Raw genomic sequence first — 21,170 nt, forward strand, 5'->3', positions numbered from 1 at the left:
CCGATGTCCAAGAAGATCCTCCTCATCGAGAACGACTCTGCCTTCGCCGCGGAGGTCTCGCAGGCGCTCGAGCAGACCGGCTTCGACGTGCGCGTCACCGGGGACGGCAAGGAGGGCCTCGACCTCGCCCGCGAGTGGGGTCCCACGGCGATCGTCCTCTGCGTCGAGCTGCCCGGGATGAGCGGCTACCTCGTCTGCCAGAAGCTCCGCAAGGACGACGCGCTCAAGACGATCCCGCTCGTCCTCACGAGCGCCGAGGCGACCGCGGACACGTTCGAGAAGCACCGGGCGCTGAAGGTCCGCGCCGACGCGTACCAGCTCAAGCCGTACGCCTCCGACGCGCTGGTCGAGATGCTCGGCGGGCTCGTCGGGCTCCCGGAGAACGCCGGCGAGGAGGAGCTCGTCTCCCTCGAGGAGGAGATGGGGCTCGAGGCGCTCCCGGCGGAGCCGGAGGCGGAGCTGCCGGACCTCGATCTCGGCGCGCTCCCGGAGGAGCCCGCCGCGAGCGCGGGCGCCGACGAGACGCTCGCGCTGCTCGACGACGCGTTCGAGGGGCTCACCGCGCCGCGCGCGGAGACGCCCGCGGTCGAGCTCGACCTCCGGGACGAGCCGCCCACCCCCGCCGAGGACGTCGACGCCGTCGCGTCGCTCGCGGACGAGCCGGCCCGCGCGTCCGACGGGCTCGGGCCGCTCGACGACGAGACCGAGGCCGCCCTCGGGGCGCTCGGGGGTGACGAGGACCTCGCGCCTCCGCCGCCCGCCCTTCCGGAGGCGGAGCTGGACCTGGAGGCCGCCCTCGGGGAGACGGAGGCGACCGCGGCGGATCCCGCTGCGGAGCTGGACCGCGAGCTCGAGGCGGTCCGACCGCCGGTGCGCGGCGCGAGCGCGGACGCCCTGCGCGCCGCGGGGATCAAGCTGCTCGACGACGCGCCACCCGCGCCGGTGATCCCGATCTCGGCGGCCCCCTTCGCCGGTGCGCCCGTTGGCGCGACCGGCGCGAGCAGCGCGGGCGCCGCGCGGCTCGAGCGGCAGCTCGCGGACGCCCAGCAGGCGCTCGCGGAGACGCGCGCCGCCGCGTCCGGCCGGGACGCGGAGCTCCGGCAGGCGCGCGCGCGCGCGGACGACGCCGCCCGGCGCGCCGACGACGCGACGCGCCGGGCCGAGGAGGCCGAGTCCGCCCTCTCCGAGAAGGACGTCGAGCTCGCCTCCTCCCGCGCGAAGGGCGAGGCGGCGGTCGCACAGGCGCGCCGGCTCGAGACCGACCTGAAGGCGGCCCGCGAGGAGGCGCGCCGCGCCGCGGAGCAGGCGCGAACCGCCGAGGGCGAGCTGGATGACCTCAGGCAGCGACTCGCGGCCGCCGAGCGCTCCGCCGACCAGGCCGAGGCGCGCGCCGAGGACGCCGTCGCCGAGGCGCGGCGGAAGGCCGAGGAGCTCGCCGCCCTCGAGGAGGCCGCGGGCCGCGCCGATTCGCTCGAGCGTCAGCTCGAGGAGGCCCGGGCGGAGCTCCTCGCCGCGCGCGGCGAGGCCGACGGCGCCCGCGCCGAGGTCGAGACCCGCACCGCCGACATGAAGAAGCGCGTCGCCGAGGTCGAGGCCGCCAACGCGAAGCACGAGGAGCGTGTCCTCAAGGCGTACCAGAAGATCAAGAACGACGAGAAGGTGAAGGACAAGGTCCGGAAGGCGCTCGCCATCGCCGTCCAGCTCCTCGAGGAGGGGCTGCCCGCCGAGACTCCCGCGGAGAAGGAGCGCCGCGCCGCGGCAGCGGCCGCGCTCGGTCGCGACGTCTGACCTGACCGTTCGCCCGAGCCTGTCGAAGGTCGACTCGTGGCCACGCTTCGCCAGGCCCCCCACGAACGGGCTCTGCGCAGAAACGACACGGCGCGGGGTGCGCTGTCGCGCCCCGCGCCTTCGCACCGCTCACGCCTGTTCGCGCGGGGCGGAGCCGCAGCCGCGGCGCCGCCGCCGGACGTTACCCGAGCGCCTCTTCGTCCCCGCGCAGCGGGACGCTGAGCTTCGACAGGTCGACACCGAAGTACCGGAGCAGCCGCTGCTGGTGCCAGCCGAGTCCGAGCACCTGGACCCCGCCTAGACCGGCGAGCGGCCCCGCCATGGCGGCGAGGCCGAAGTCGTGGAACTCACGAACGCGCGAGAAATCGAGCACCACCGGCGCGTTGCGTGGAACCTCGCCGAGCCACCCGGAGAGCCGGATGGCCGCCTGCCGATCGAACGTGCCGTCTATGCGAATGATGAGCTCGCCGTGCGATCCGCGCGTCACGTCCATCATTGCTTGCCTCACCTCTCTCGGAGAGGCGTCTAGGGTGCGATCGGCGGGCCGAGCGGTCAACGGGCCAACCCAACGGAGTGCGTGTGATTCTCGCGTCGGTCAGTGTGTCTCACCCGAAGCGGAGCCGGCGGTCGTTTCCGACCCGTCGTCGCGGCCCTGCGCCGCACGCATCGCGCCCACCGCTGCGCCGATGGCGAGCAGGTTCGCCGGCGACAGCGCCGTCCGGACCGCCGCCTTGAGGAACGGCCGGAGCACCGGCCACAGCCCGCCCCCGAGGACGAACCCCGCCGCGGCGGCCACGCCCAGCACCGCCATCGGGCTCTCCTCCATCCGACGCTCGAGCTCGAGCTGCTCCGCGAGGCGCCCGACCGCCTCGCGCGCCTCGCTGCCGAGGTCGCGCAGCGCGTCGGTCAGCTCCCCGACCTCCTGCCCTGCCATGCCGCCCGTCCCGCTCCGCTGCTCCATCGCTCCACCTCCGCTCACGTGCGGGACAGCATCCGCCCCAGGATGAAACCGACCCCTACCGCGATCGCGACCGCCGCCACCGGCCGCTCGCGCGCGAAGGACCGGATGAAGTCCCCCGCGTCCTCCGCGTACCCGCGGAGCCCCTCGAGCCGGGCCTGCATGTCTGCCGCGATGTCCTCCGCGTCGCGCCTGAGCTGCGACGTCCCCTCGCCCCTGCCGCCGTTCTCCATCGTGACCTCGCTCGCGCGTTCGTCCCTCGCGGCAAGGTAGGACCCGGCACCACGGGCGGCCAAAGCCCCGGGGAGGCGAACGAGGCCCGAGATGGCCCGCTCCTCGGCCGATCGGGGCGAGGCCGCGACCGGGCGGGCGGGCGCCACGCCGCGCGTCAGGCGGCAGGCGGGGCGGGTGGTGTACGCCGGCGGCGGAGCGCCGTGGCGAGCTCCTGCAGCTCGGGGATGCCGAGCGCCCTCGCCGCGGCGAGGTAGGCGAGCCCGCCGGCCGCGACGGGCAGGAGCCCGAGGAGGAGCTGGCGCGGCAGCGTCTTCCGCGGCGGGAGCACGCCGCCGAGGCCGCGCTGCACCGCCCAGGCGACGACCGCGAGGACCGCCGAGGCGGCGAGGACCTTCCAGAGCTGGACGAGGATCCCCTTCCCGCCGAGCGTCCCCTCCCGCCGGCGCCACGCCCACGCGAGCACGGCGTAGTTCACGCCAGCCGCGAGCGACGTCCCGAGCGCGACGCCCCGGTACCCGAGCGCCGGGAAGAGCGCGGCGTTCAGCGCCACGTTCGAGACCATCCCGAGGACGCTCCCGATCACCGGCACCCGCGCCTTGTCGATGGCGTAGAACGCCGGCGCGAGCACCTTCACGCCCGAGTACGCGTACAGCCCGAGGGCGTAGCAGATCAGGGCCTGCCCCGTCGCGTCGGTGTCGGCGGCCCCGAACCGGCCGTGCTCGTAGATGAGCGAGATGATGGGCCGGGCCAGCACCGCGAGCCCGACGGCGGAAGGCACGTTCAGGAACGCGATCAGCCGGAGCGCGGACGCGAGGGTCGCGTTCACCGCCGCCATGTCCCGGGCGGCCGCCTTCTGCGCGACCCCGGCGCCCGCCACCGTCGCGATCGCGACGCCGAACACCCCGAGCGGCAGCTGCATCAGCCGGAACGCCATCTGCAGCCACGTGGTCGCGCCTTCCACGTGGGACGCGAAGAACGTGTTCACGAGGACGTTCACCTGCGTCGCGGACAGGCCGACGACGGCGGCTGCCATGAGCCGGAAGATGCGCCGCACCCCGGGATCCGCGAGCGCCGCGCGGGCGAGCACGAGCCGGGGGCGCCACCCCAGCGCGCGGAGCGACGGCAGCTGCGCCACGAGCTGGAGCGCGCCGCCGAGGACCGTCCCGATGGACCAGCCGATCACGGCCCGGTGCGGCGGGAGCCCCGCCGCCCAGAGGCCGAGGCCCACCGCGATGGAGCCGACGTTGAAGACCGCCGGCGCGAGCGCGGGCGCCGTGAACCGCTGCTGCGCGTTCAGCATCCCCATCGCGACGGACGACAGCGACACGAGGAGGAGGAACGGCATCATGACGCGGGTGAGCGTCGCCGCGAGGGCGTGCTCCTCGAGGCCGGGGGCGATGCCCCGCACGATCGGCCCCGCGAACGCGACGCCGGCGATCGTGATCGTGCCGACCACGACGAGCAGCACGGCGACGATCGCGTTACCCAGCCGGTAGGCCGCGTCGGCCCCGCGGTTCCCGTGGGCTTCGGCGAAGGCCGGGACGAACGCGGACGAGAGCGCGCCCTCCGCGAAGAGGTCGCGGAGCAGGTTCGGGATCCGGAACGCGACGACGAACGCGTCGGAGAACCGGTTCGCGCCGATGAGGATGGCGAAGAGCTGGTCGCGGACGAGCCCGAGCAGGCGCGAGGCCATCGTCGCCGCGGAGAGCCACACCGCCCGGCCGACCCGCACCGGGGCCGCGCTCGCCTGGGCCGCCATTTCCTGGGACATGACGTGGGGGCCGCGCCGGGCGAGGGACGCCCGCGGGGAGACCGCTACTTCTTGCCCGCCGACATCTTCGCGGCCTGCTCCTTCTTCATCATGAACGCCTTGGCCTGCGACTGGATCGTCTGCGGCACGTTGCGATCCCGGGCCAGCTCCTTGATGTCCTTCTCCTGGAGGGTGAAGAGCATCTTGAGCGCGGTGGGGAGCGGGACCTTCGGGTTCTTCACGAGCGAGGTCTTGATCGCGTAGTTCTTCAGGAACTCGCGGGTCGAGTAGATGTAGCGGAGCACGTCCGCGTTCACCGTCCGCGAGTTCGCGAGGGAGAGGATCTCGCCATCCGTGATGCGCGGGCTCGTCACCGACGCCATGCACACGAGCTTGTTCGAGTCGCGGAGGAGGAGGGTCCGCGCCTCCTTGTTCCCGAGGGTCGCGAGCTTGATCTTCTCCGAGACGCTCATCTTGAGGATGCGCTGGGTGATGTTGAGCTTCTTCTTCGCCTCCTCCTCGGTCTCGGCCCGGGGGGACCCCTCGGGCGCGGCGTCGGAGGCGAGCTCGCGCTGGTACTCCGTCATCAGCGCCGCGGCGGTCTCGACGGGCTCGGGCGGTCTCGCGGCCGGGTTCACGCCGTAGACGCGCTCGTGCGCCTGGACCATCTGCGGCACGTCGAGGAGCGTGAGGCCGTTGCGGACGCAGAAGTCGCACGCGCCGTCGATGGTGGACGCGAGCGCGTTCGGGTTCGCGCAGAGCGCCCGCACGATCGCGTCATGGCGGAGGAGCCGCAGCTCGTTCTGGCGGACGATGTCGGCGAGCTTCTGCGACACCGTGCTGGCGAGGCGGGCGAACGTGTCGTCCGGCGTCGACGCGTTCAGGAGGACGAGCTCGATCGCCGCGTCCTTCCCGGCGAACCGGTCGGCGAGCCAGTCGAGCACCGGCCCGGAGAGCCCCTCCGACCGGAGCGCGACGCCGTGGATCTTCTCGGGCAGCCCCTCCGCCGTCCTCGTGGCGGTCTCCCGCACGACCGCGTCGGCGTCGAAGGACAGCACGAAGAGCAGCGTCACGAGGTCGACCGGCGCGACCGCCGGGACGAGCCCCTTCGCGCCCATCATCCGGAGCGGCGGGGGCGCCTTCCCGTCTGCGTGCTTCTGGAGCGGCTTCGGGAGGGCGTCGAGCGGGATGGGGCAGTCGGGCATCTCAGCTCCGGTCGCCGCTCTCGGGCGCGGCGGGGACGCCGAGGGCGATGGGCGACAGCTCGTACGCGGGCCCGTGACGCCGCTGCCACCGGTGGCGCAGGCGGCCGAGCGCGCGGTTCAGCGGGTTGTTCCTGGAGAGGAAGGGCAACACCGGCGAGCGGCGCGTGCCGAGCGCGTCGCGCGCCAAGGCGAGGCGGGGGTCGTCGGGCCACAGCTCGAGGCCGCGGGCCACCGCGCGCACCGCGCGCTCGCGCTGGTTCAGCGCGAGGTGCACCCGGGCCTGGTTGAGGAGCAGCTCGGGGTCGGCGCCGGCGAGGCGCAGCGCCTGGTCGCAGAGGAGGACGCCCAGGTTCGAGTTCCTCTCGACCAGCACGAGCGTGACGCCGTACCAGGACATGAAGCGGGGATCGCGCGGATCGCGGCGGTGCGCGCGCTCGAAGGCCGAATGCGCCGCGGAGAGATCGCGCGCGACGAAGGCCGCCTGGCCCTCGTCGAACGCAGCGGCCGCCTCGGCGTCGCCGCCGCGCGCCTCGGTGAGCGGGGCCGCCGTCACCGGTTGCGCTCGTAGAGGATGCGCAGGCCGTCGAGGGTCAGGTGCTCGTCGACCTCGGAGATCGCCTTCGACGCGCCGGCGATGAGCGGGGCGAGCCCTCCGGTCGCGACGATCTTGGGCGAGAACCCGAGCTCCTCGGCCATGCGCGCGCAGATCCCGTCCACCAGGCCGACGTACCCGTACACGAGGCCGGCCTGGATCGACGCGACGGTGTTCCGGCCGATGACGGAGGCCGGCTTGATGAACTCGACGCGCGGCAGCTTGGAGGCGCTCCGGAAGAGGGCCTCCATCGAGATCCCGATGCCCGGGCAGATCGCGCCGCCGAGGTACTCGCCCTTGGTCGAGATCGCGTCGAAGGTGGTCGCGGTGCCGAAGTCCACCACGACGAGCCCCTGCCGCCAGCGCTCGTACGCGGCCACCGCGTTCACCACGCGGTCGGCGCCGACCTCGCGCGGGTTCTCGTAGAGGATCGGCATCCCGGTCTTCATGCCGGGGCCGACGAAGAGCGGCTTCCGCTCGAAGTACCGCACCGCCATCTGCTCGAGCGTGAACGCGAGCGGCGGGACGACGCTCGACACGACCACGGCGTCGACCCGGGACGGGTCGAGCCCCGCCGCGCCGAAGAGCTGGCGGAGCAGGATCCCGTACTCGTCGGACGTCCGCGTCTGGCTGGTCTCGATGCGCCAGTGATGCCGGAGCCGGGTGCCCTCGTAGGCCCCCAGCACGGTGTTCGTGTTCCCCACGTCGATGGCGAGCAGCACGGGCGGGAGCCTAGCTTTCGCGGGCCGTTACGGTCAACGCGGGCGTGCGCTACCGGGGACGAAGGAGGTGGACGTCGCCAGCGAGGATCCGCTCGACCCGCTCCGGCGTCCGGACGAGCAGGGCGCCCTGCTCGTCGATGTCCTCGGCGACGCCGGCGATCTCCCGGCCGTCCGACCGGACGAGGACCTGCCGGCCGAGCGTGACCGACCGCTCCCGCCACGCGTTGCGGATCGGCGCGAAGCCCTGCTCCGCGTGGACGTCGATCCAGCCCTCGAGGGCGGTCAGGCACGCCGCCGCGAACAGCGCCCGCGGCGCCGGCTCGTGCCGCTCGATGGCGACGCTGGTCGCCTCCTCGCGGAGCTCCGCGGGGAAGTCCTCGACCCGCGCGTTCACGTTGACGCCCACGCCGACGACGACCCAGTGCACCCGGTCCGGCTCGGCGGCGAGCTCGGTGAGGATGCCGGCGATCTTCTTCCCGCCCACGAGCACGTCGTTCGGCCACTTGATCCCGGCGTCGACGCCGGCCTGCCGGAGCGCGTCGCAGATCGCGAGGGACGCGACGAGCGTCAGCTCCGCGGCGCGCGCGGGCGGCAGGTCGGGGCGGAGCACCACCGAGAAGTACAGGTTCCGGCGGGGAGGAGAGATCCAGGTCCGCCCGCGGCGCCCGCGGCCGGCGGTCTGCGTCTCGGCGACCACGACCTCCCCGTGGGCGGCGCCCTCGTCGGCCAGCTCCTTCGCCCGGTCGCTCGTCGACCCGAGCTCCTCGTACGTGTGGAGCACCTGGCCGAGGTCGTGCGTGTTGAGCAGCGGCCTGAGCTCGAGCGCGGTCAGCCGGTCCGGGATCCCGGCGAGCCGGTACCCCCGCGCCGGCACCGCGTCGATCCGGTAGCCGTGGGCGCGGAGCGCCTCGACGTGCTTCCAGACGGCGGCGCGGGTGAGCCCGAGCTTGTCCGAGATCGCCTCGCCGGAGACGAACTCGTCCCCCGCCTCGGCGAGGAAGGAGAGGACGAGCTCCTCGGAGCTGGACGGGTCGGAGGCCACGGTCGGGCGATCTTCCGGGGGCGGGTGACGGGTGTCAATCGGCGCCGCTCCCGGGCCCCGCCTGACCGGCCCCGGGCGGCCGCCGCGGGGGTGTCCCGGGCGCGTCAGGCGAGCTCGAACGAGATGTCGACGGCCTTGGCGCTGTGCGTGATCGCGCCCATCGACACGAAGTCGACGCCGGTCGCGGCGACCCTCGGCAGGCGCTCGAGCGTCATGTTCCCGCTCGCCTCGAGCAGCACCCGGCCCGCGGCGCGCCGCGCCGCCTCGGCCATCGCCGCGTCGTCCATGTTGTCGAGGAGCACGATGTCCGCTCCGGCAGCGATCGCCGCGTCGAGCCCGGGGAGATCGACGACCTCGACCTCGATCCGGAGCATGGCGCCGGCCCGCTCCCGGGCGCGCCGGACGGCCTCCGCGACGCCGCCGCAGGCCGCGACGTGGTTGTCCTTGATGAGGATTCCGTCGCCCAGGCTCACGCGGTGGTTCCTGCCGCCGCCTGCGCGGACCGCCGCCTTCTCCAGCATGCGCCAGCCGGGCGTGGTCTTCCGCGTGTCGAGGAGCCTCGTCCGGCTGCCGCCCTGGGCGAGCAGGTCGGCGCATCGGCGGGTCGCGGTCGCGACGCCCGAGAGGCGCTGCAGGAAGTTGAGCGCCGTCCGCTCGGCGGCGAGCAGCGCGCGCACCGAGCCGCGCGCCGTCCCGACGAGCTCGCCGCGGGCCGCGCGCGCGCCGTCCTCGCGCTCGAACCGGCAGGAGGCCCCGAGCACCTCGAAGACGCGCGCCGCGACCGCGGTGCCGGCGAGGACCAGCTCCTCCTTCACGAGGAACTTGCCCTCGCCGGTCGCGGCCGCGTCGATCGTGGCCTCGCTCGTCGCGTCACCGAGGAGGAGGTCCTCCTCGAGGGCGATCTCGACGAGGCGCTCGGCGTGCGCGCTGAGCCGGGGCATCCGCCGTCGACCTCGCCTACCGCTTGCCCTTCTTCTTCGCCGGCTTCTTCGCGGCGACCTTCCGGGCGGCGGGCTTCGCCGCCTTGCGCGCGGGCTTCTTCGCCGCGGCCTTCTTGGCGACGGCCTTCTTCGGCGCGGCCTTCTTCGCGGCGGCCTTCTTCGCGGCGGCCTTCTTCGGCGCGGGCTTCTTCGCGGCCTTCTTCGCCGGCTTCCGCGCGGCCTTCGCCTTCTGGACCATCGCCTCGACGCCGGACTTCACCGCCTCGATCGCGTTCTGCGCGACCTCGGCGCCCGCGGCGACGATCTTCTCGGCCGTCTGCACCACCGCGCTCTGCTGCTCCGGCTGCGCCGGGGCGGCGTCCGCCGGCGTGTCGTTCGTGGTCTTCGGCTCGTTCTGGTTCTCCATGCTGTCCCTCCTGGCGGGGTTCGCCTCCGAGCCCGAGAGCATCGCACGATGCGCGTCGAGCTTTCCTCTTTTTTCGCGAAGCTCCTCCGCCCGGGCCCGGTCCTTCTCGACCACCTCCGGCGGCGCCTTCTGCACGAAGGACGGGTTCTGGAGCTTCCGCTCGATGCCGGCCAGGTCCTGCTCGACCTTCGCGATCTCCTTCTCGACGCGGGCGGTCTCCGCGGCCAGGTCGATGACGCCTGCGAGCGGCACCCGGACCTCGAACCCCGGCCCGACGCCGACCGCCGACTGCGGCGCGGGCGGCGTCGCCGGACCGAGGGTCACGTTGACGCCCTCCACCCCTGCGACCCGCTGGACGCGCGCCAGCTCGCCGGCGAGCAGCAGGTCATGCGTGGCGCGGTCGGGGACGGCGATCTCGACCTTCACCCGCTCCCCGAGCTTCACCTTGAACGGGATGTTCATCTCGCCGCGGATGTTCCGGATCGCGTCGATGATCCCGAGGACCGGACCGAAGGACTTCTCGGCGGCCTCGTCCACGACACCCGTCCGGGGATACGGGGCCGCGAACACCGAGTCCGACCAGCCCTCCGCCTTCACCTGCGACCGGAGCACGTGCCACAGCTCCTCGGTGATGAAGGGCATGAAGGGGTGGAGCAGCCGGTAGGCCGTCTCGAGGCACCGGACCAGCACCGCCTGCGTGCCGCGCTTCCGGGCCGGGTCTTCCCCGTACAGCGCCTCCTTGGCGAGCTCGATGTACCAGTCGCAGAGCTCGTGCCAGACGAACGCGTACACCGTGTTCGCCGCGTCGTTGAACCGGAAGGCCTCGAGCGCCTCGACGGTCTCGTTCACCGCCCGCTGGAGCCGAGCGAGGATCCACCGGTCCGCCGGGGACGGCGCGAGCCGGGCCGCGTCCTCGCCCTGGTCCTCGTAGCCGGCGAGGTTCATGAGGGCGAACCGGCTCGCGTTCCAGAGCTTGTTCGCGAAGGCGCGGTAGCCCTCGATCCGCTGGTCGGAGAGCTTGATGTCGCGCCCCTGCGCCGTCAGGGCGGCCAGGGTGAAGCGCAGCGCGTCGGCGCCGTACTTCTCCGTCATGACGAGGGGATCGATGACGTTCCCCTTCGTCTTCGACATCTTCTGGCCCTTCTCGTCGCGGACCATGGGGTGCAGGTAGACCGTGCGGAACGGCACCTCGCCCATGAAATGGATGCCCATCATCATCATCCGGGCGACCCAGAAGAAGATGATGTCGTGGCCGGTCTCCATGACCGACGTCGGGTAGAAGGTCCGGAGCGTGTCCGTCTGCTCCGGCCAGCCCATGGTCGAGAACGGCCACAGGCCCGACGAGAACCAGGTGTCGAGGACGTCGTCGTCCTGCCGCAGGTCCCCCTTGCCGCAGGTGGCGCACACCGCGGGTGCCTCGCGCGCGACCGTGACGTGGCCGTCCGGGCAGTACCAGGCGGGGATCTGGTGGCCCCACCAGAGCTGCCGGCTGATGCACCAGTCGTGGATGTTCCGCATCCACGCCATGTACGTGTTCGTCCACTGCTCGGGGATGAAGCGGGTCCGGCCCTGCTCGACCGCCTCGATCGCCGGCCGTGCGAGCGGCTCGATCTTCACGTACCACTGGTCGGACAGCATCGGCTCGAGGACGGTCTGCGACCGCTGGCACCGGCCGAGCGGAAGCACGTGCGCCTTGGTGCCGCGGTCGAGGCCCATCTCCGCGAGGAGGCGCTTCACCTCCTTGCGCGCCTCGAACCGGTCCTTCCCGGCGAGCGGGCCGGCGTTCCCGTTCATCCGCCCGTCGAGCTCGAGGACCGTGATCATCTCGAGCCCGTGGCGCTTCCCCACCTCGAAGTCGTTGAAGTCGTGGGCGGGCGTGACCTTCACGGCGCCGGTGCCGAACTTCGGATCGACGAGGATCGCGTCGGCGATGATCGGGATCTCGCGGCCCAGGATGGGGTGGCGGACCTTCTTGCCGACGAGGGCGCGGTACCGCTCGTCGTCGGGGTGGACGGCGATCGCGGTGTCGCCGAGCATCGTCTCGGGGCGGGTGGTCGCGACCACGATCTCGGAGACGCCGCCGGCCGGCTCGACGAGCGGGTATGCGAACGACCAGAGCTCGCCCGGGTGCGCCTCCTCGTGCTCGACCTCGAGGTCCGACAGCGCGGTGCGGCAGTCGGGGCACCAGTTGATGAGCTTCTTCTCCCGGTAGATGAGCCCTTCCTCGTAGAGCCGGACGAAGACCTCCCGGACCGCGCGGCTGAGCCCCTCGTCCATCGTGAAGCGCTCGCGCGACCAGTCGAGGGAGGCGCCGAGCGCCTTGTGCTGCTCGCCGATGCGGGACCCGTACATCTCCTTCCACGCCCAGACCCGGCGGAGGAACTCCTCCCGGCCGAGGTCGTGGCGGGTCACCTTCTCGGTCTTCTTGAGCTCCTTCTCCACGATCATCTGCGTGGCGATGCCGGCGTGGTCCGTGCCGGGGAGCCACATCGTGTTGAAGCCGCTCATGCGCTTCCAGCGGATGAGGACGTCCTGGATGGTCGCCGTGAGCGCGTGCCCGAGATGCAGCGAGCCCGTGACGTTGGGCGGCGGCAGCACGATCGAGAACGGCGGGCGGGTCCGGTCCTTCTCATCGCCGTGGAAGTAGCCGCGGTCCTGCCAGAAGGGGTACCAGCGCGCCTCGACCTCGCGGTGCTCGTAGCCCTTCGCGAGCTCTCCGCGGTTCTCGTTCTCGTTGGGGTTCAGCACGTCTTCTCCGGTCCGTGAAGCCGCTCGACCCGCGGTTCCAGCCGGGAAGGGCGGAACGCGGGCCAGGGGCGGCGGAGGTCCTGCTTCTTGCGAGAAGGACGCCGGGCCCTAGCCCTGGCGCTCCTTCACGAGGCGGTCGAGGTTCTCGCGGATGATGGTCTCCGCGAGCTGGGGTACGACCTCCCAGACGACCCGCTCGATCACCTCGCGCGAGGCCTTCGAGAGCGCGTCGCGCAGCACCGCCTCGCCGCCGTCCACCGCCGCGGCTGCGGCCTGGACGGGCTCCGGCTTGTGGCCGGTCGCCTCCGCGGGCGGGACGAACGCGTGCATCGGCGCCAGCTCGGCCTCGTCAGGCTCGTCGGGGAGCTCGATGGCGGCGGGCGCCGCGGCGCGCACGGGCGCGGGGGTGGGCTGCGGCGCGGCCGCCGCGGGCGGCGCGGCCGGCTCGTCGGCCGAGACGTCGATGTCGCTCCAGTCGTTCTCGGCGGGCGCGGGCGGCGCCGCCTGGGGCGCGCCGACGCCGAAGCCGAAGGGATCTTTCCGGGCGGCGGGCGCAGGCGCGGGCGCCGGAGCGGCGGGCTGCGGCGCGGGCCTCGCGGCGACCGGCGCCGGCGCGGCGGCGGGCCGGGCCGCGGGCGCAGCCGGCGCACCGGGCCGCGCGACGCCGCCGGGCGGCATGCCGGGGCCGGGGGGGCGCGCGCCGGGCGGCATCATGCCGGGGCCGGGCGGGCGGGCGCCCGGAGGCATGGGCGCGCCGGGACGCGCAACGGCACCGGGCGGCATCATGCCGGGGCCGGGCGGACGCGCGCCGGGGGGCGGGACGCCGGGGCCGGGCGGACGGGCGCCCGGAGGCATCGGCGCGCCGGGACGCGCGACGGCGCCGGGCGGCATCATGCCGGGACCGGGGGGACGCGCGCCGGCGGGCATGGGGGCGCCCGGACGCGGCGGACCGGCGGGCGGCATGCCCGGACCGGGCGGGCGGGCGCCGGGCTGCGGCATCGGTGCGCCCGGACGCGGCGCGGCGGCCGCCGGTGCGGCGGCGGGCGCGGCCGGGCGGGCGCCCGGAGCAGCGGCGGGCGCGCCCTTCCCTTCCAGGATCTCGCGGACCTTGTTGATGAGCGCCTGGCTCTCGAAGGGCTTCGCGATGTGGCCGTCCGCGCGCGCCGCACGGGCCCGCTGCTCGTCGAACGCCTCGAACGTTCCGGCGAGGAGGAGGACGGGGATGTGGCGGAGGCCGGCGTCCGACTTCACCGCCTCGCACACCTCGTACCCGTTCCGCTTCGGCATCACGACGTCGGCCAGGATCACGTCGGGCTTCAGCTCGCGGGCCTTCGCGATCGCCGCCTCGCCGTTGTCGACGCAGGTGACCTTGATGTCCTCGTTCGCGAACGTGATGCCCACGACCTTCTGGATCGTGATCGAGTCGTCCGCGAGGAGCAGGTTCTTGGGCATGGGTGCGTTCCGGACCGGCGAGGAAAGGGGATCGTATTCAGTAACGCCCGGGTTCCCCTGGTGTCAACATTTGGCAGGCATTTCGCGGGTTCTCGCGTCGCCGCCCGCTCGCGGCGAAGGGCGGCCGGCCGGCCGGACCTACCCTCCGAACAGCCCGTCCCACGGCGGGCGGATCACGTCGGGACCGCCCTCCCCCACCCCGAGGACCCGGTCGGCGACGACGCCGACCCCGGCGCCGCCCGCGTCGACGAGGAGCACGGTCCGGCCTGGCCCCGGCGCCGGCTCCCCGTACAGCGCCGCCAGGTCGACGACCGGGTGGAGCGCGCGGCCGTGGTACAGCAGCCCCCGGTGCGACGGCGGCGTGAGCGGCACCGGCGCCAGCGGCGGATCCTCGAGCACCTGCACGAGCACCGAGAGCGGCACCGCGTACACCAGGCCCGCCCGCGCGAACCGCAGCTCCCGGTCCGCGACGGCGCCGAGGCCCTGCGGCGGCTCCGGAGCCTCCTCGGCCGGCTCGAGGGGCGCGAACCCCAGCGTCCCGACGGCGAGCTCGAGCGCGACGCTCCCGCGCGCGACCACCGCGCCGGAGAAGGGCGCCGGCTGCGGCAGCGGCGTGCGCGCCGGGAGCTGGAAGAACTCGGCCTCGGCGAGGTCGACGATCCCGTGCAGCGCCTCGACGCGGAGCGCGATCCGGGGCGAGCCCTCGGTGAGCAGCGCGTACGGCGACGGCCCCCCGGGGAGCCCCAGCACCGTCGAGACGAACGCGGTCGGGACGGCCTCGCCGCGCGCCTGGATCTCGCCGGCGTCGCCGGGCACCGAGAGGATCTCCCGCAGGTGCGCGAGCCGCAGCGCGAGGCGCACGCCGCCGGCGGAGAAGAGCAGCGCCTTGCGCTCCGCGGGGAGGGACTCCACGGGGGCATGATATACGTTCCCCGATGGCCCACGCGGTGCTCCTGGTCGACGACGAGCGCTTCGCGCGCACCGTCTACGCCGACTACCTGCGCGCGGCGGGCTACGACGTCGAGGTCGCGGCGGACGCCGAGGCCGCCCTCGCGCTCCTCCGGCAGCGCCGCTACGACGTCCTCCTCACCGACGTCATCCTGCCCGGCTCGTCGGGGCTCGACCTCCTCGCCGCCGCGAAGCAGCTCGACCCGAACCTCGAGGTCGCGGTCATCACGGCGCTCGACGAGGTCGACCCTGCGGTCCGCGCCATGAAGTCGGGCGCCTCCGACTACCTCGTGAAGCCGGTCACGCCGGAGCAGCTCCAGCTCACGGTCCAGCGCTGCCTGTCGACGCGCGAGCTGCTCGCCGAGAACAAGAGCCTCCGCGCCCACCTCAAGCTCTTCGAGGCCGGCCAGCGCATCGCGGCGACGCTCGACCGGGACAAGCTCCTGCCGATGGCGCTCGCCGCGGTCGCCGCCTCGTGCCGGAGCGCCGCCGCCGCCCTCCTCGAGCGGGCGCAGGACGGGGGGTGGGTCCTCTCCGGCGCGCACGGCCTCGAGTACGGCCCCGCCGCGGATCTGCTCGGGCTGTGCCGCGGAGCGCTCGAGCGGCTCGCGCCCGAGCGCCCCGCGCGCGTGGACATCGTACCCGGCGAGCTGACCGCGCTCGCGCCGCGCGCCCTCCTCCTCCCCATCACGGACGACGGCGCGGTGGTCGGGGCGGCGGCAGTGCTCGTCGCGGGCGAGCTCGACGGTCCGGGCGCCGAGGCCGCCGCGTTCCTCTGCCGGAACCTGGGGCTCGCGCTGAAGAACCTCGGCCGCCTGCAGCAGGTCGAGCACCTCGCGTACCTCGACGACCTCACGCACCTCTACAACCTGCGCTACCTCGAGGTGGCGCTCGCGCGCGAGCTCGACGGCGGCAAGCCGTTCTCGGTCCTCTTCCTGGACCTCGACCGGTTCAAGACCGTGAACGATCAGTACGGGCACCTGTCCGGCTCGCGCCTCCTCGTCGAGGTGGCCCGCGTCCTCCGGTCGTGCGTGCGGGACGACGACGTGCTCGTCCGGTACGGCGGGGACGAGTACGTGGTCCTCCTCGTCGGGATCGACTCCGGCGGCGGCCTCAAGGTCGCCGAGCGCATCCGGCGCGCCATCGAGGACCACCGCTTCCTCTCTCGAGAGGGGTCGCGCGTGCGCATCACCGCCTCGATCGGCCTCGCGAGCTTCCCCGAGCACGCCCAGTCGAAGGCCGAGATCCTCGACCTCGCGGACCGCGCCATGTACCGGGGAAAGCGCTCCACCCGCAACGTCGTCTACATGGCGTCGAAGGACCTCCCGCCCGTTCCGGCGGGGGAGCGGAGCTGAGCGGACGCGCGGGTCCGGCACGAGCGCTGAGACAAAAAAGCGCGGGGCCAGGAACCTCTCGGCTCCTGGCCCCGCTGACGACGACTGCCGGGTTCCGCCCTCTCGAGCACGTAGTAACGGCTGCCCTCGTCATCGACCAGCGGCCCGCGCGACGCGAGACCGCTTGTCGTGTGTCAAAATCCTACCCGAATAGGCCCCCGATATCAATGTCGCCTCGGGTCGGCTCCCTTCGGTCCGGCGTGCCAGCCATCCCCGAAGGGGGCGTAAGGCGGCCGCGGCCATCAGGCGGCGGGAGGCCAGAGCGGCGCAACCGCCGGATAAAGCCGACGAAAGCGATCCCGTCGGTTCGCCAGCAGGGTCGCGCTGGCGGGTGACGGTACGTGCGCTCGTGCCACGGGCGGACGACCGCACACAGCGGCCTCCGGCGCACCGCAGGCGATCTGCGCGAGCCGCGCTGCGCCGAGCGCCGCCCCGCGCTCGCCGCCCTCCGGCGTCTCGAGCCGGACGTCCAGCACGTCCGCGATGAGCTGCGTCCAGACGCCGCTCCGGGCGCCACCCCCCACGACCGAGAGCGCCTCGACCCGGGCGCCGGCTTCCTGCAGGGCCGCGAGCCCGTCCGCGAGGCCGAAGGCGACCCCCTCCAGCACGGCGTAGACGAGGGCGCGGCGGTCCGTGTCGTGCGTGAGCCCGTGGAAGACGCCCGTCGCCGCGGCGTCGTCGTGCGGCGTGCGCTCGCCGGACAGGTACGGCAGGAAGATGGGCGCGCGCGCCCGCGCGGCGGCGTCGAGCCCCTCCACCTCCGCGACCAGGTCCGCCTCCCCGATGCCCAGCAGCCGGGAGAGCCAGCGTAGACAGCTCGCCGCGGAGAGCATCACGCTCATCTGGTGCCAGCGCGCCGGGAGGGCGTGACAGAACGCGTGGACGGCGCGCGCCGGTGCGGGCAGGAACCGGTCGTTCACGACGAACAGCACGCCGGAGGTCCCGAGGGAGAGGAATCCGTCCCCCGGTGAGATCGCGCCGATCCCGACCGCGCTCGCGGCGTTGTCCCCGCCCCCGCCGGCGACCACCGGCGTGCCGGCGATGCCGAGCGTGGCGGCGACCGCGGGGAGGAGGCGGCCGGACGGCGCGCTCCCCTCGACGAGGCGCGGCATGTGCGCTCGCGAGAGCCCGGTGGCGGCGAGCATCACGTCGGACCAGTCGCGACGCGCGACGTCGAGCCAGAGCGTCCCCGACGCGTCGGACGGATCCGAGACCTTCTCGCCCGTGAGCCGGAGCCGGACGTAATCCTTCGGGAGGAGCACGCTCGCGACGCGCGCGAAGAGCTCCGGCTCGTGCCGCGCGACCCAGAGGAGCTTCGGCGCGGTGAACCCGGGCATCGCCCGGTTCCCGGTGATCTCGAGGGTGGCGGGGGCACGCTCGAGGAGCTCGCGGCACTCCCGGTCCGACCGGGTGTCGTTCCAGAGGATCGCGGGGCGGAGCGGACGGTCGACGGCGTCGAGCAGGGTCGCGCCGTGCATCTGCCCCGAGAGGCCGATGCCCCGCACGGCGGCGACGGCGGCAGGGTGGGCGTCGCGCAGCCGCTGGACGGCGGCGACCGTCGCGCGCCACCAGTCCTCGGGCGCCTGCTCGGACCAGCGCGGGTGCGGACGAGACACCTCGAGCGGCGCACCCGCCGCTCCGGCGACGCGGCCGGCGTCGTCGACGAGGAGCACCTTCACCTCGGAGGTTCCGAGATCGATGCCGAGGAACATGCGCCGGCCCTCCACGTTTCGCTCCGACGGTGCTCCCTGCGAGGCGCGTGGACCACGCCCATCCGGTCGCGGCCCCATCGGTTCGCGCCGCACGGCCCTTGTGGAACGCCTCCCCCGCGCAAGCCGATCGTTACGGTCCCACCGTCACGCCCAGCCACCCGCACCACCAGAGAAGAGGTGACCCCGTGCCTGCTCTCCGCCTCCTGCTCGCAGCCCTCGCCAGCCTCGCGGCGACCGTCGCGCTCGCCCAGACCCGCGTCACCATCGCCACGGTGAACAACGGCGACATGATCATCATGCAGCGCCTCTCGAAGGAGTTCGAGAAGGCGCACCCGGACATCAAGCTCGACTGGGTGGTGCTCGAGGAGAACGTGCTCCGCGAGCGCGTCACGACGGACATCGCCACCAGGGGCGGCCAGTTCGACGTGATGACCATCGGGACGTACGAGACGCCGATCTGGGGGAAGAAGGGCTGGCTCGTCCGTCTCGACGAGGACCTGCCGCCGGCCTACGACGTCGCCGACGTGCTGAAGCCGATCCGGGAAGGGCTCTCCAGCGAGGGGAAGCTGTACGCGCTGCCGTTCTACGGCGAGAGCTCCTTCACCTTCTACCGGAAGGACCTGTTCCAGAAGGCGGGCGTCACGATGCCCGAGAAGCCGACCTACGACGACATCGCGAAGTTCGCCAAGGCCACGAACGACCCGAAGGCGGGGGTCTACGGCATCTGCCTGCGCGGCAAGCCGGGCTGGGGCGAGAACATGGCGTACGTCGACACGCTCGTGAACACGTTCGGCGGGCGCTGGTTCGACGAGAAGTGGAAGCCGCAGCTCGACTCGCCCGAGTGGCACCAGGCCATCACCTTCTACGTCGATCTCATGAAGAAGTACGGGCCGCCCGGCGCGAGCTCCAACGGCCACAACGAGAACCGGGCCCTCTTCGCCACCGGCAAGTGCGCGATGTGGATCGACGCCACCGTCGCCGCGGGCTACCTCGCGAACCCGAGCGAGTCGAAGGTGGCGAGCCAGGTCGCGTTCGCGCCGGCGCCCATCGCGAAGACGCCGAACGGCGCGCAGTGGCTCTGGGCGTGGGCGCTCGGGATCCCCGCGTCCTCGAAGCACGTGAAGGAGGCGAAGGCGTTCATCCAGTGGGCGACGTCGAAGGAGTACGTGCAGCTCGTGGCGAAGAGCGACGGGTGGACGGCGGTGCCCCCGGGGACCCGGCAGTCGACCTACGACTCGCCCGAGTACAAGAAGGCCGCACCCTTCGCGGACCTCACGCTTAAGGCGATCCTCGCCGCCGATCCGGCGCACCCGACGGCGCAGCCGGTCCCGTACACCGGCGTCCAGTACGTGGCGATCCCGGAGTTCCAGTCGCTCGGCACGCAGGTCGGCCAGCAGATCGCCTCCGCCCTCGTCGGGAAGGAGCCGGTCGACCAGGCGCTCAAGTCCTCGCAGATGATGGCCGAGCGCACGATGCGGCGGGCCGGCTATCTGAAGTAGCGGTCGGAGAGCGCGCGATGGAGCTCGCACGGCAGCAGGTGGTCCTCCCGCCCTCCGCGCCGGCCCGGCCGGCGCGCCGGGCGCGGCGCGCGGTGAGCGCCGCGACGCTCCAGGCGCCCTCCGTGGTGGTGCTGCTGCTCTGGTCGGTGGTGCCGCTGCTGATGACGCTGTGGTTCTCCTTCCAGCGCTACAACCTGCTCTCGCCCGGCGAGCGCGAGGCGGCCGGCATCGAGAACTACCGGTTCCTGCTCACCGACCCGGGCCTCGGGATCGCCATCGGGAACACGCTCCTCCTCGTCGGCTCGGTGCTCGTCGTCACCGTCGGCCTCGGGACGCTCCTCGCGGTCCTCTTCGATCAGGACTTCTTCGGCCGCGGCGTCGCGCGCGTGCTCCTCATCGCCCCGTTCTTCGTCATGCCCACGGTGAGCGCGCTCATCTGGAAGAACATGATGATGCACCCCGCGAACGGGGTGATCAGCTGGCTCCTGCGCAGCGTCGGGCTGCAGCCGATCGACTGGTTCTCCGCGGCGCCGCTCACGTCGGTCATCATCATCGTCGCCTGGCAGTGGCTCCCCTTCGCGACCCTCATCCTGCTCACGGCGATCCAGGCCCTCGACCCCGAGCGCAAGGAGGCGGCGCGGATGGACGGGGCCGGGCCGGTCTCGATGTTCTTCTTCATCATCCTCCCGCACCTGTCCCGCGCCATCAGCGTCGTGGTGATGATCGAGACGCTGTTCCTGCTCGGCGTCTTCGCCGAGATCTTCGTCACCACCTCCGGCGGCCCGGGGTACGCCTCGACGAACCTCGCCTTCCTCATCTACCGGTACGCCCTCCTCGAGTACGACGTCGGCGCGGCCTCCGCGGGCGGGGTCCTCGCCATCGTGCTCGCGAACGTGGTGGCGGTGTTCCTGGTCCGCTCCATCGCCCGCAACATCGAGGCCTGACGTGACCGGCACGAACCGCGCGCTGCGGAGGAAGGCGATCACCACCGCCGTCGCGTGGGCGATCGCGCTCCTCGTCTTCTTCCCGATCCTCTGGATGTTCCTCACCGGCTTCAAGACGGAGGTGGAGGCGGTCGCGACGCCCCCCACCCTCTTCTTCCGGCCGACCTTCGAGAACTACCTCGCCGTGCAGCAGCGGGCCGACTACTTCAAGTTCGCCTGGAACAGCATCTTCGTGTCCCTGGGCTCGACCGTCGTCGCGATCCTGTTCGCGGTCCCGGCCGCGTACGCCATGGCGTTCTTCCCGTCGCCGCGCACGAAGGACACGCTCGTGTGGATGCTCTCCACGAAGGCGCTCCCCGCGGTCGGCGTGCTCGTGCCCATCTACCTGCTCTTCCGCGACCTCGGCCTGCTCGACTCGAGGGTCGGGCTGCTCATGGTCTACACGCTCGTGAACCTGCCCATCGTGGTCTGGATGCTCTTCTCCTTCTTCCGCGAGGTCCCCCGCGAGATCCTCGAGGCGGGCCGGATGGACGGCGCCGAGGCGCGGCACGAGCTGGTCCACCTGCTCCTGCCGCTGTCCCTCCCCGGCATCGCCTCGACGTGCCTGCTCGCGATCATCCTCTCGTGGAACGAGGCGTTCTGGAGCCTGAACCTCACGGCGGCGAACGCCGCGCCGCTCACGGCGTTCATCGCGTCCTTCTCGAGCCCGGAGGGGCTCTTCTGGGCGAAGCTGTCCGCCGCCTCGACGATGGCCATCGCGCCCATCCTCGTGTTCGGCTGGATGAGCCAGCGCCAGCTCGTGCGCGGGCTCACGTTCGGCGCAGTGAAGTAGGAC

18 protein-coding genes are annotated in these 21,170 nt (G+C 73.1%); 5 read left to right on the forward strand and 13 right to left on the reverse strand.

Features of this window, described 5'->3' with window-relative positions; all coding sequences use genetic code 11:
* Nucleotides 1-3: 3 nt before the first annotated feature.
* Entirely contained in the window at nucleotides 4-1,788 is a 1,785-nt protein-coding gene (locus AMOR_RS03040) for a response regulator (protein ID WP_248358312.1), read from the forward strand.
* A 181-nt stretch (nucleotides 1,789-1,969) separates the two neighbouring features.
* On the opposite strand, the gene AMOR_RS03045 is transcribed toward AMOR_RS03040, so the two are convergent.
* From AMOR_RS03045 to AMOR_RS03100, 12 genes are all read right to left on the reverse strand, one after another.
* Nucleotides 1,970-2,281: an STAS domain-containing protein gene (locus tag AMOR_RS03045; RefSeq protein WP_248362666.1), complete on the reverse strand. Its 312-nt coding sequence runs from the start codon at nucleotides 2,279-2,281 to the stop codon at nucleotides 1,970-1,972.
* A 102-nt stretch (nucleotides 2,282-2,383) separates the two neighbouring features.
* Nucleotides 2,384-2,749, reverse strand: coding sequence for a hypothetical protein (locus AMOR_RS03050; RefSeq protein WP_248358314.1), 366 nt, complete (start codon nucleotides 2,747-2,749; stop codon nucleotides 2,384-2,386).
* 14 nt (nucleotides 2,750-2,763) lie between these two features.
* Entirely contained in the window at nucleotides 2,764-2,979 is a 216-nt protein-coding gene (locus tag AMOR_RS03055; RefSeq protein ID WP_248358316.1) for a hypothetical protein, read from the reverse strand.
* 155 nt (nucleotides 2,980-3,134) lie between these two features.
* Nucleotides 3,135-4,739, reverse strand: a complete 1,605-nt coding sequence (murJ, locus tag AMOR_RS03060; protein WP_248358317.1) for a murein biosynthesis integral membrane protein MurJ — start codon at nucleotides 4,737-4,739, stop codon at nucleotides 3,135-3,137.
* Nucleotides 4,740-4,795: 56 nt separating this feature from the next.
* A complete protein-coding gene (locus AMOR_RS03065) occupies nucleotides 4,796-5,935 on the reverse strand; it encodes a hypothetical protein (RefSeq protein ID WP_248358319.1) in 1,140 nt (379 codons plus the stop codon).
* Between the two features lies 1 nt (nucleotide 5,936).
* Nucleotides 5,937-6,488, reverse strand: a complete 552-nt coding sequence (locus AMOR_RS03070) for a tetratricopeptide repeat protein (RefSeq protein ID WP_248358321.1) — start codon at nucleotides 6,486-6,488, stop codon at nucleotides 5,937-5,939.
* On the reverse strand, nucleotides 6,485-7,249 hold the full coding sequence (locus tag AMOR_RS03075; protein ID WP_248358323.1) for a type III pantothenate kinase: 765 nt from the start codon (nucleotides 7,247-7,249) through the stop codon (nucleotides 6,485-6,487). Before AMOR_RS03075 ends, AMOR_RS03070 begins: the two co-directional genes overlap by 4 nt.
* Nucleotides 7,250-7,298: 49 nt before the next feature.
* Nucleotides 7,299-8,291, reverse strand: coding sequence for a biotin--[acetyl-CoA-carboxylase] ligase (locus AMOR_RS03080; protein ID WP_248358325.1), 993 nt, complete (start codon nucleotides 8,289-8,291; stop codon nucleotides 7,299-7,301).
* Between the two features lie 104 nt (nucleotides 8,292-8,395).
* A complete protein-coding gene (nadC, locus tag AMOR_RS03085) occupies nucleotides 8,396-9,232 on the reverse strand; it encodes a carboxylating nicotinate-nucleotide diphosphorylase (protein WP_248358327.1) in 837 nt (278 codons plus the stop codon).
* A gap of 16 nt (nucleotides 9,233-9,248) precedes the next feature.
* Nucleotides 9,249-12,386 carry a valine--tRNA ligase gene (locus AMOR_RS03090; RefSeq protein ID WP_248358328.1) on the reverse strand — a complete coding sequence of 1,046 codons (3,138 nt, stop codon included), beginning with the start codon at nucleotides 12,384-12,386 and terminating at the stop codon, nucleotides 9,249-9,251.
* A 108-nt stretch (nucleotides 12,387-12,494) separates the two neighbouring features.
* A complete protein-coding gene (locus tag AMOR_RS03095; protein WP_248358329.1) occupies nucleotides 12,495-13,838 on the reverse strand; it encodes a response regulator in 1,344 nt (447 codons plus the stop codon).
* A 138-nt stretch (nucleotides 13,839-13,976) separates the two neighbouring features.
* The gene (locus AMOR_RS03100; protein ID WP_248358330.1) at nucleotides 13,977-14,750 is read right to left on the reverse strand and encodes a chemotaxis protein CheW; all 774 of its coding nucleotides are present in this window, start codon (nucleotides 14,748-14,750) and stop codon (nucleotides 13,977-13,979) included.
* Nucleotides 14,751-14,773: 23 nt separating this feature from the next.
* On the opposite strand from AMOR_RS03100, the gene AMOR_RS03105 reads away from it, so the two are divergent.
* A complete protein-coding gene (locus AMOR_RS03105; RefSeq protein ID WP_248358331.1) occupies nucleotides 14,774-16,141 on the forward strand; it encodes a GGDEF domain-containing response regulator in 1,368 nt (455 codons plus the stop codon).
* 281 nt (nucleotides 16,142-16,422) lie between these two features.
* Here the strand turns inward: AMOR_RS03105 and xylB are convergent, their stop codons facing one another.
* Nucleotides 16,423-17,892, reverse strand: coding sequence for a xylulokinase (gene xylB / locus AMOR_RS03110; protein WP_248358333.1), 1,470 nt, complete (start codon nucleotides 17,890-17,892; stop codon nucleotides 16,423-16,425).
* A gap of 185 nt (nucleotides 17,893-18,077) precedes the next feature.
* On the opposite strand from xylB, the gene AMOR_RS03115 reads away from it, so the two are divergent.
* From AMOR_RS03115 to AMOR_RS03125, 3 genes are read left to right on the forward strand one after another with little or no spacing between them, the layout of a single operon-like run.
* On the forward strand, nucleotides 18,078-19,391 hold the full coding sequence (locus tag AMOR_RS03115) for an ABC transporter substrate-binding protein (protein ID WP_248358335.1): 1,314 nt from the start codon (nucleotides 18,078-18,080) through the stop codon (nucleotides 19,389-19,391).
* A gap of 17 nt (nucleotides 19,392-19,408) precedes the next feature.
* The gene (locus AMOR_RS03120) at nucleotides 19,409-20,335 is read left to right on the forward strand and encodes a carbohydrate ABC transporter permease (protein WP_248358337.1); all 927 of its coding nucleotides are present in this window, start codon (nucleotides 19,409-19,411) and stop codon (nucleotides 20,333-20,335) included.
* A gap of 1 nt (nucleotide 20,336) precedes the next feature.
* Nucleotides 20,337-21,167 carry a carbohydrate ABC transporter permease gene (locus tag AMOR_RS03125; protein ID WP_248358339.1) on the forward strand — a complete coding sequence of 277 codons (831 nt, stop codon included), beginning with the start codon at nucleotides 20,337-20,339 and terminating at the stop codon, nucleotides 21,165-21,167.
* The last annotated feature ends 3 nt before the right edge of the window (nucleotides 21,168-21,170 follow it).

It is taken from the genome of Anaeromyxobacter oryzae (genome assembly GCF_023169945.1).
Classification (GTDB): domain Bacteria; phylum Myxococcota; class Myxococcia; order Myxococcales; family Anaeromyxobacteraceae; genus Anaeromyxobacter; species Anaeromyxobacter oryzae.

Bases quoted from the DNA above. Each gene is read 5' to 3' on its own strand.
- AMOR_RS03045 (WP_248362666.1), bottom strand. From the start codon at position 2,281: ATGGACGTGACGCGCGGATCGCACGGCGAGCTCATCATTCGCATAGAC.
- xylB (WP_248358333.1), bottom strand. From the start codon at position 17,892: ATGTTCCTCGGCATCGATCTCGGAACCTCCGAGGTGAAGGTGCTCCTC.
- AMOR_RS03120 (WP_248358337.1), top strand. From the start codon at position 19,409: ATGGAGCTCGCACGGCAGCAGGTGGTCCTCCCGCCCTCCGCGCCGGCC.
- AMOR_RS03040 (WP_248358312.1), top strand. From the start codon at position 4: ATGTCCAAGAAGATCCTCCTCATCGAGAACGACTCTGCCTTCGCCGCG.
- AMOR_RS03055 (WP_248358316.1), bottom strand. From the start codon at position 2,979: ATGGAGAACGGCGGCAGGGGCGAGGGGACGTCGCAGCTCAGGCGCGAC.
- AMOR_RS03050 (WP_248358314.1), bottom strand. From the start codon at position 2,749: ATGGAGCAGCGGAGCGGGACGGGCGGCATGGCAGGGCAGGAGGTCGGG.
- nadC (WP_248358327.1), bottom strand. From the start codon at position 9,232: ATGCCCCGGCTCAGCGCGCACGCCGAGCGCCTCGTCGAGATCGCCCTC.
- AMOR_RS03095 (WP_248358329.1), bottom strand. From the start codon at position 13,838: ATGCCCAAGAACCTGCTCCTCGCGGACGACTCGATCACGATCCAGAAG.
- AMOR_RS03065 (WP_248358319.1), bottom strand. From the start codon at position 5,935: ATGCCCGACTGCCCCATCCCGCTCGACGCCCTCCCGAAGCCGCTCCAG.
- AMOR_RS03105 (WP_248358331.1), top strand. From the start codon at position 14,774: ATGGCCCACGCGGTGCTCCTGGTCGACGACGAGCGCTTCGCGCGCACC.
- murJ (WP_248358317.1), bottom strand. From the start codon at position 4,739: ATGGCGGCCCAGGCGAGCGCGGCCCCGGTGCGGGTCGGCCGGGCGGTG.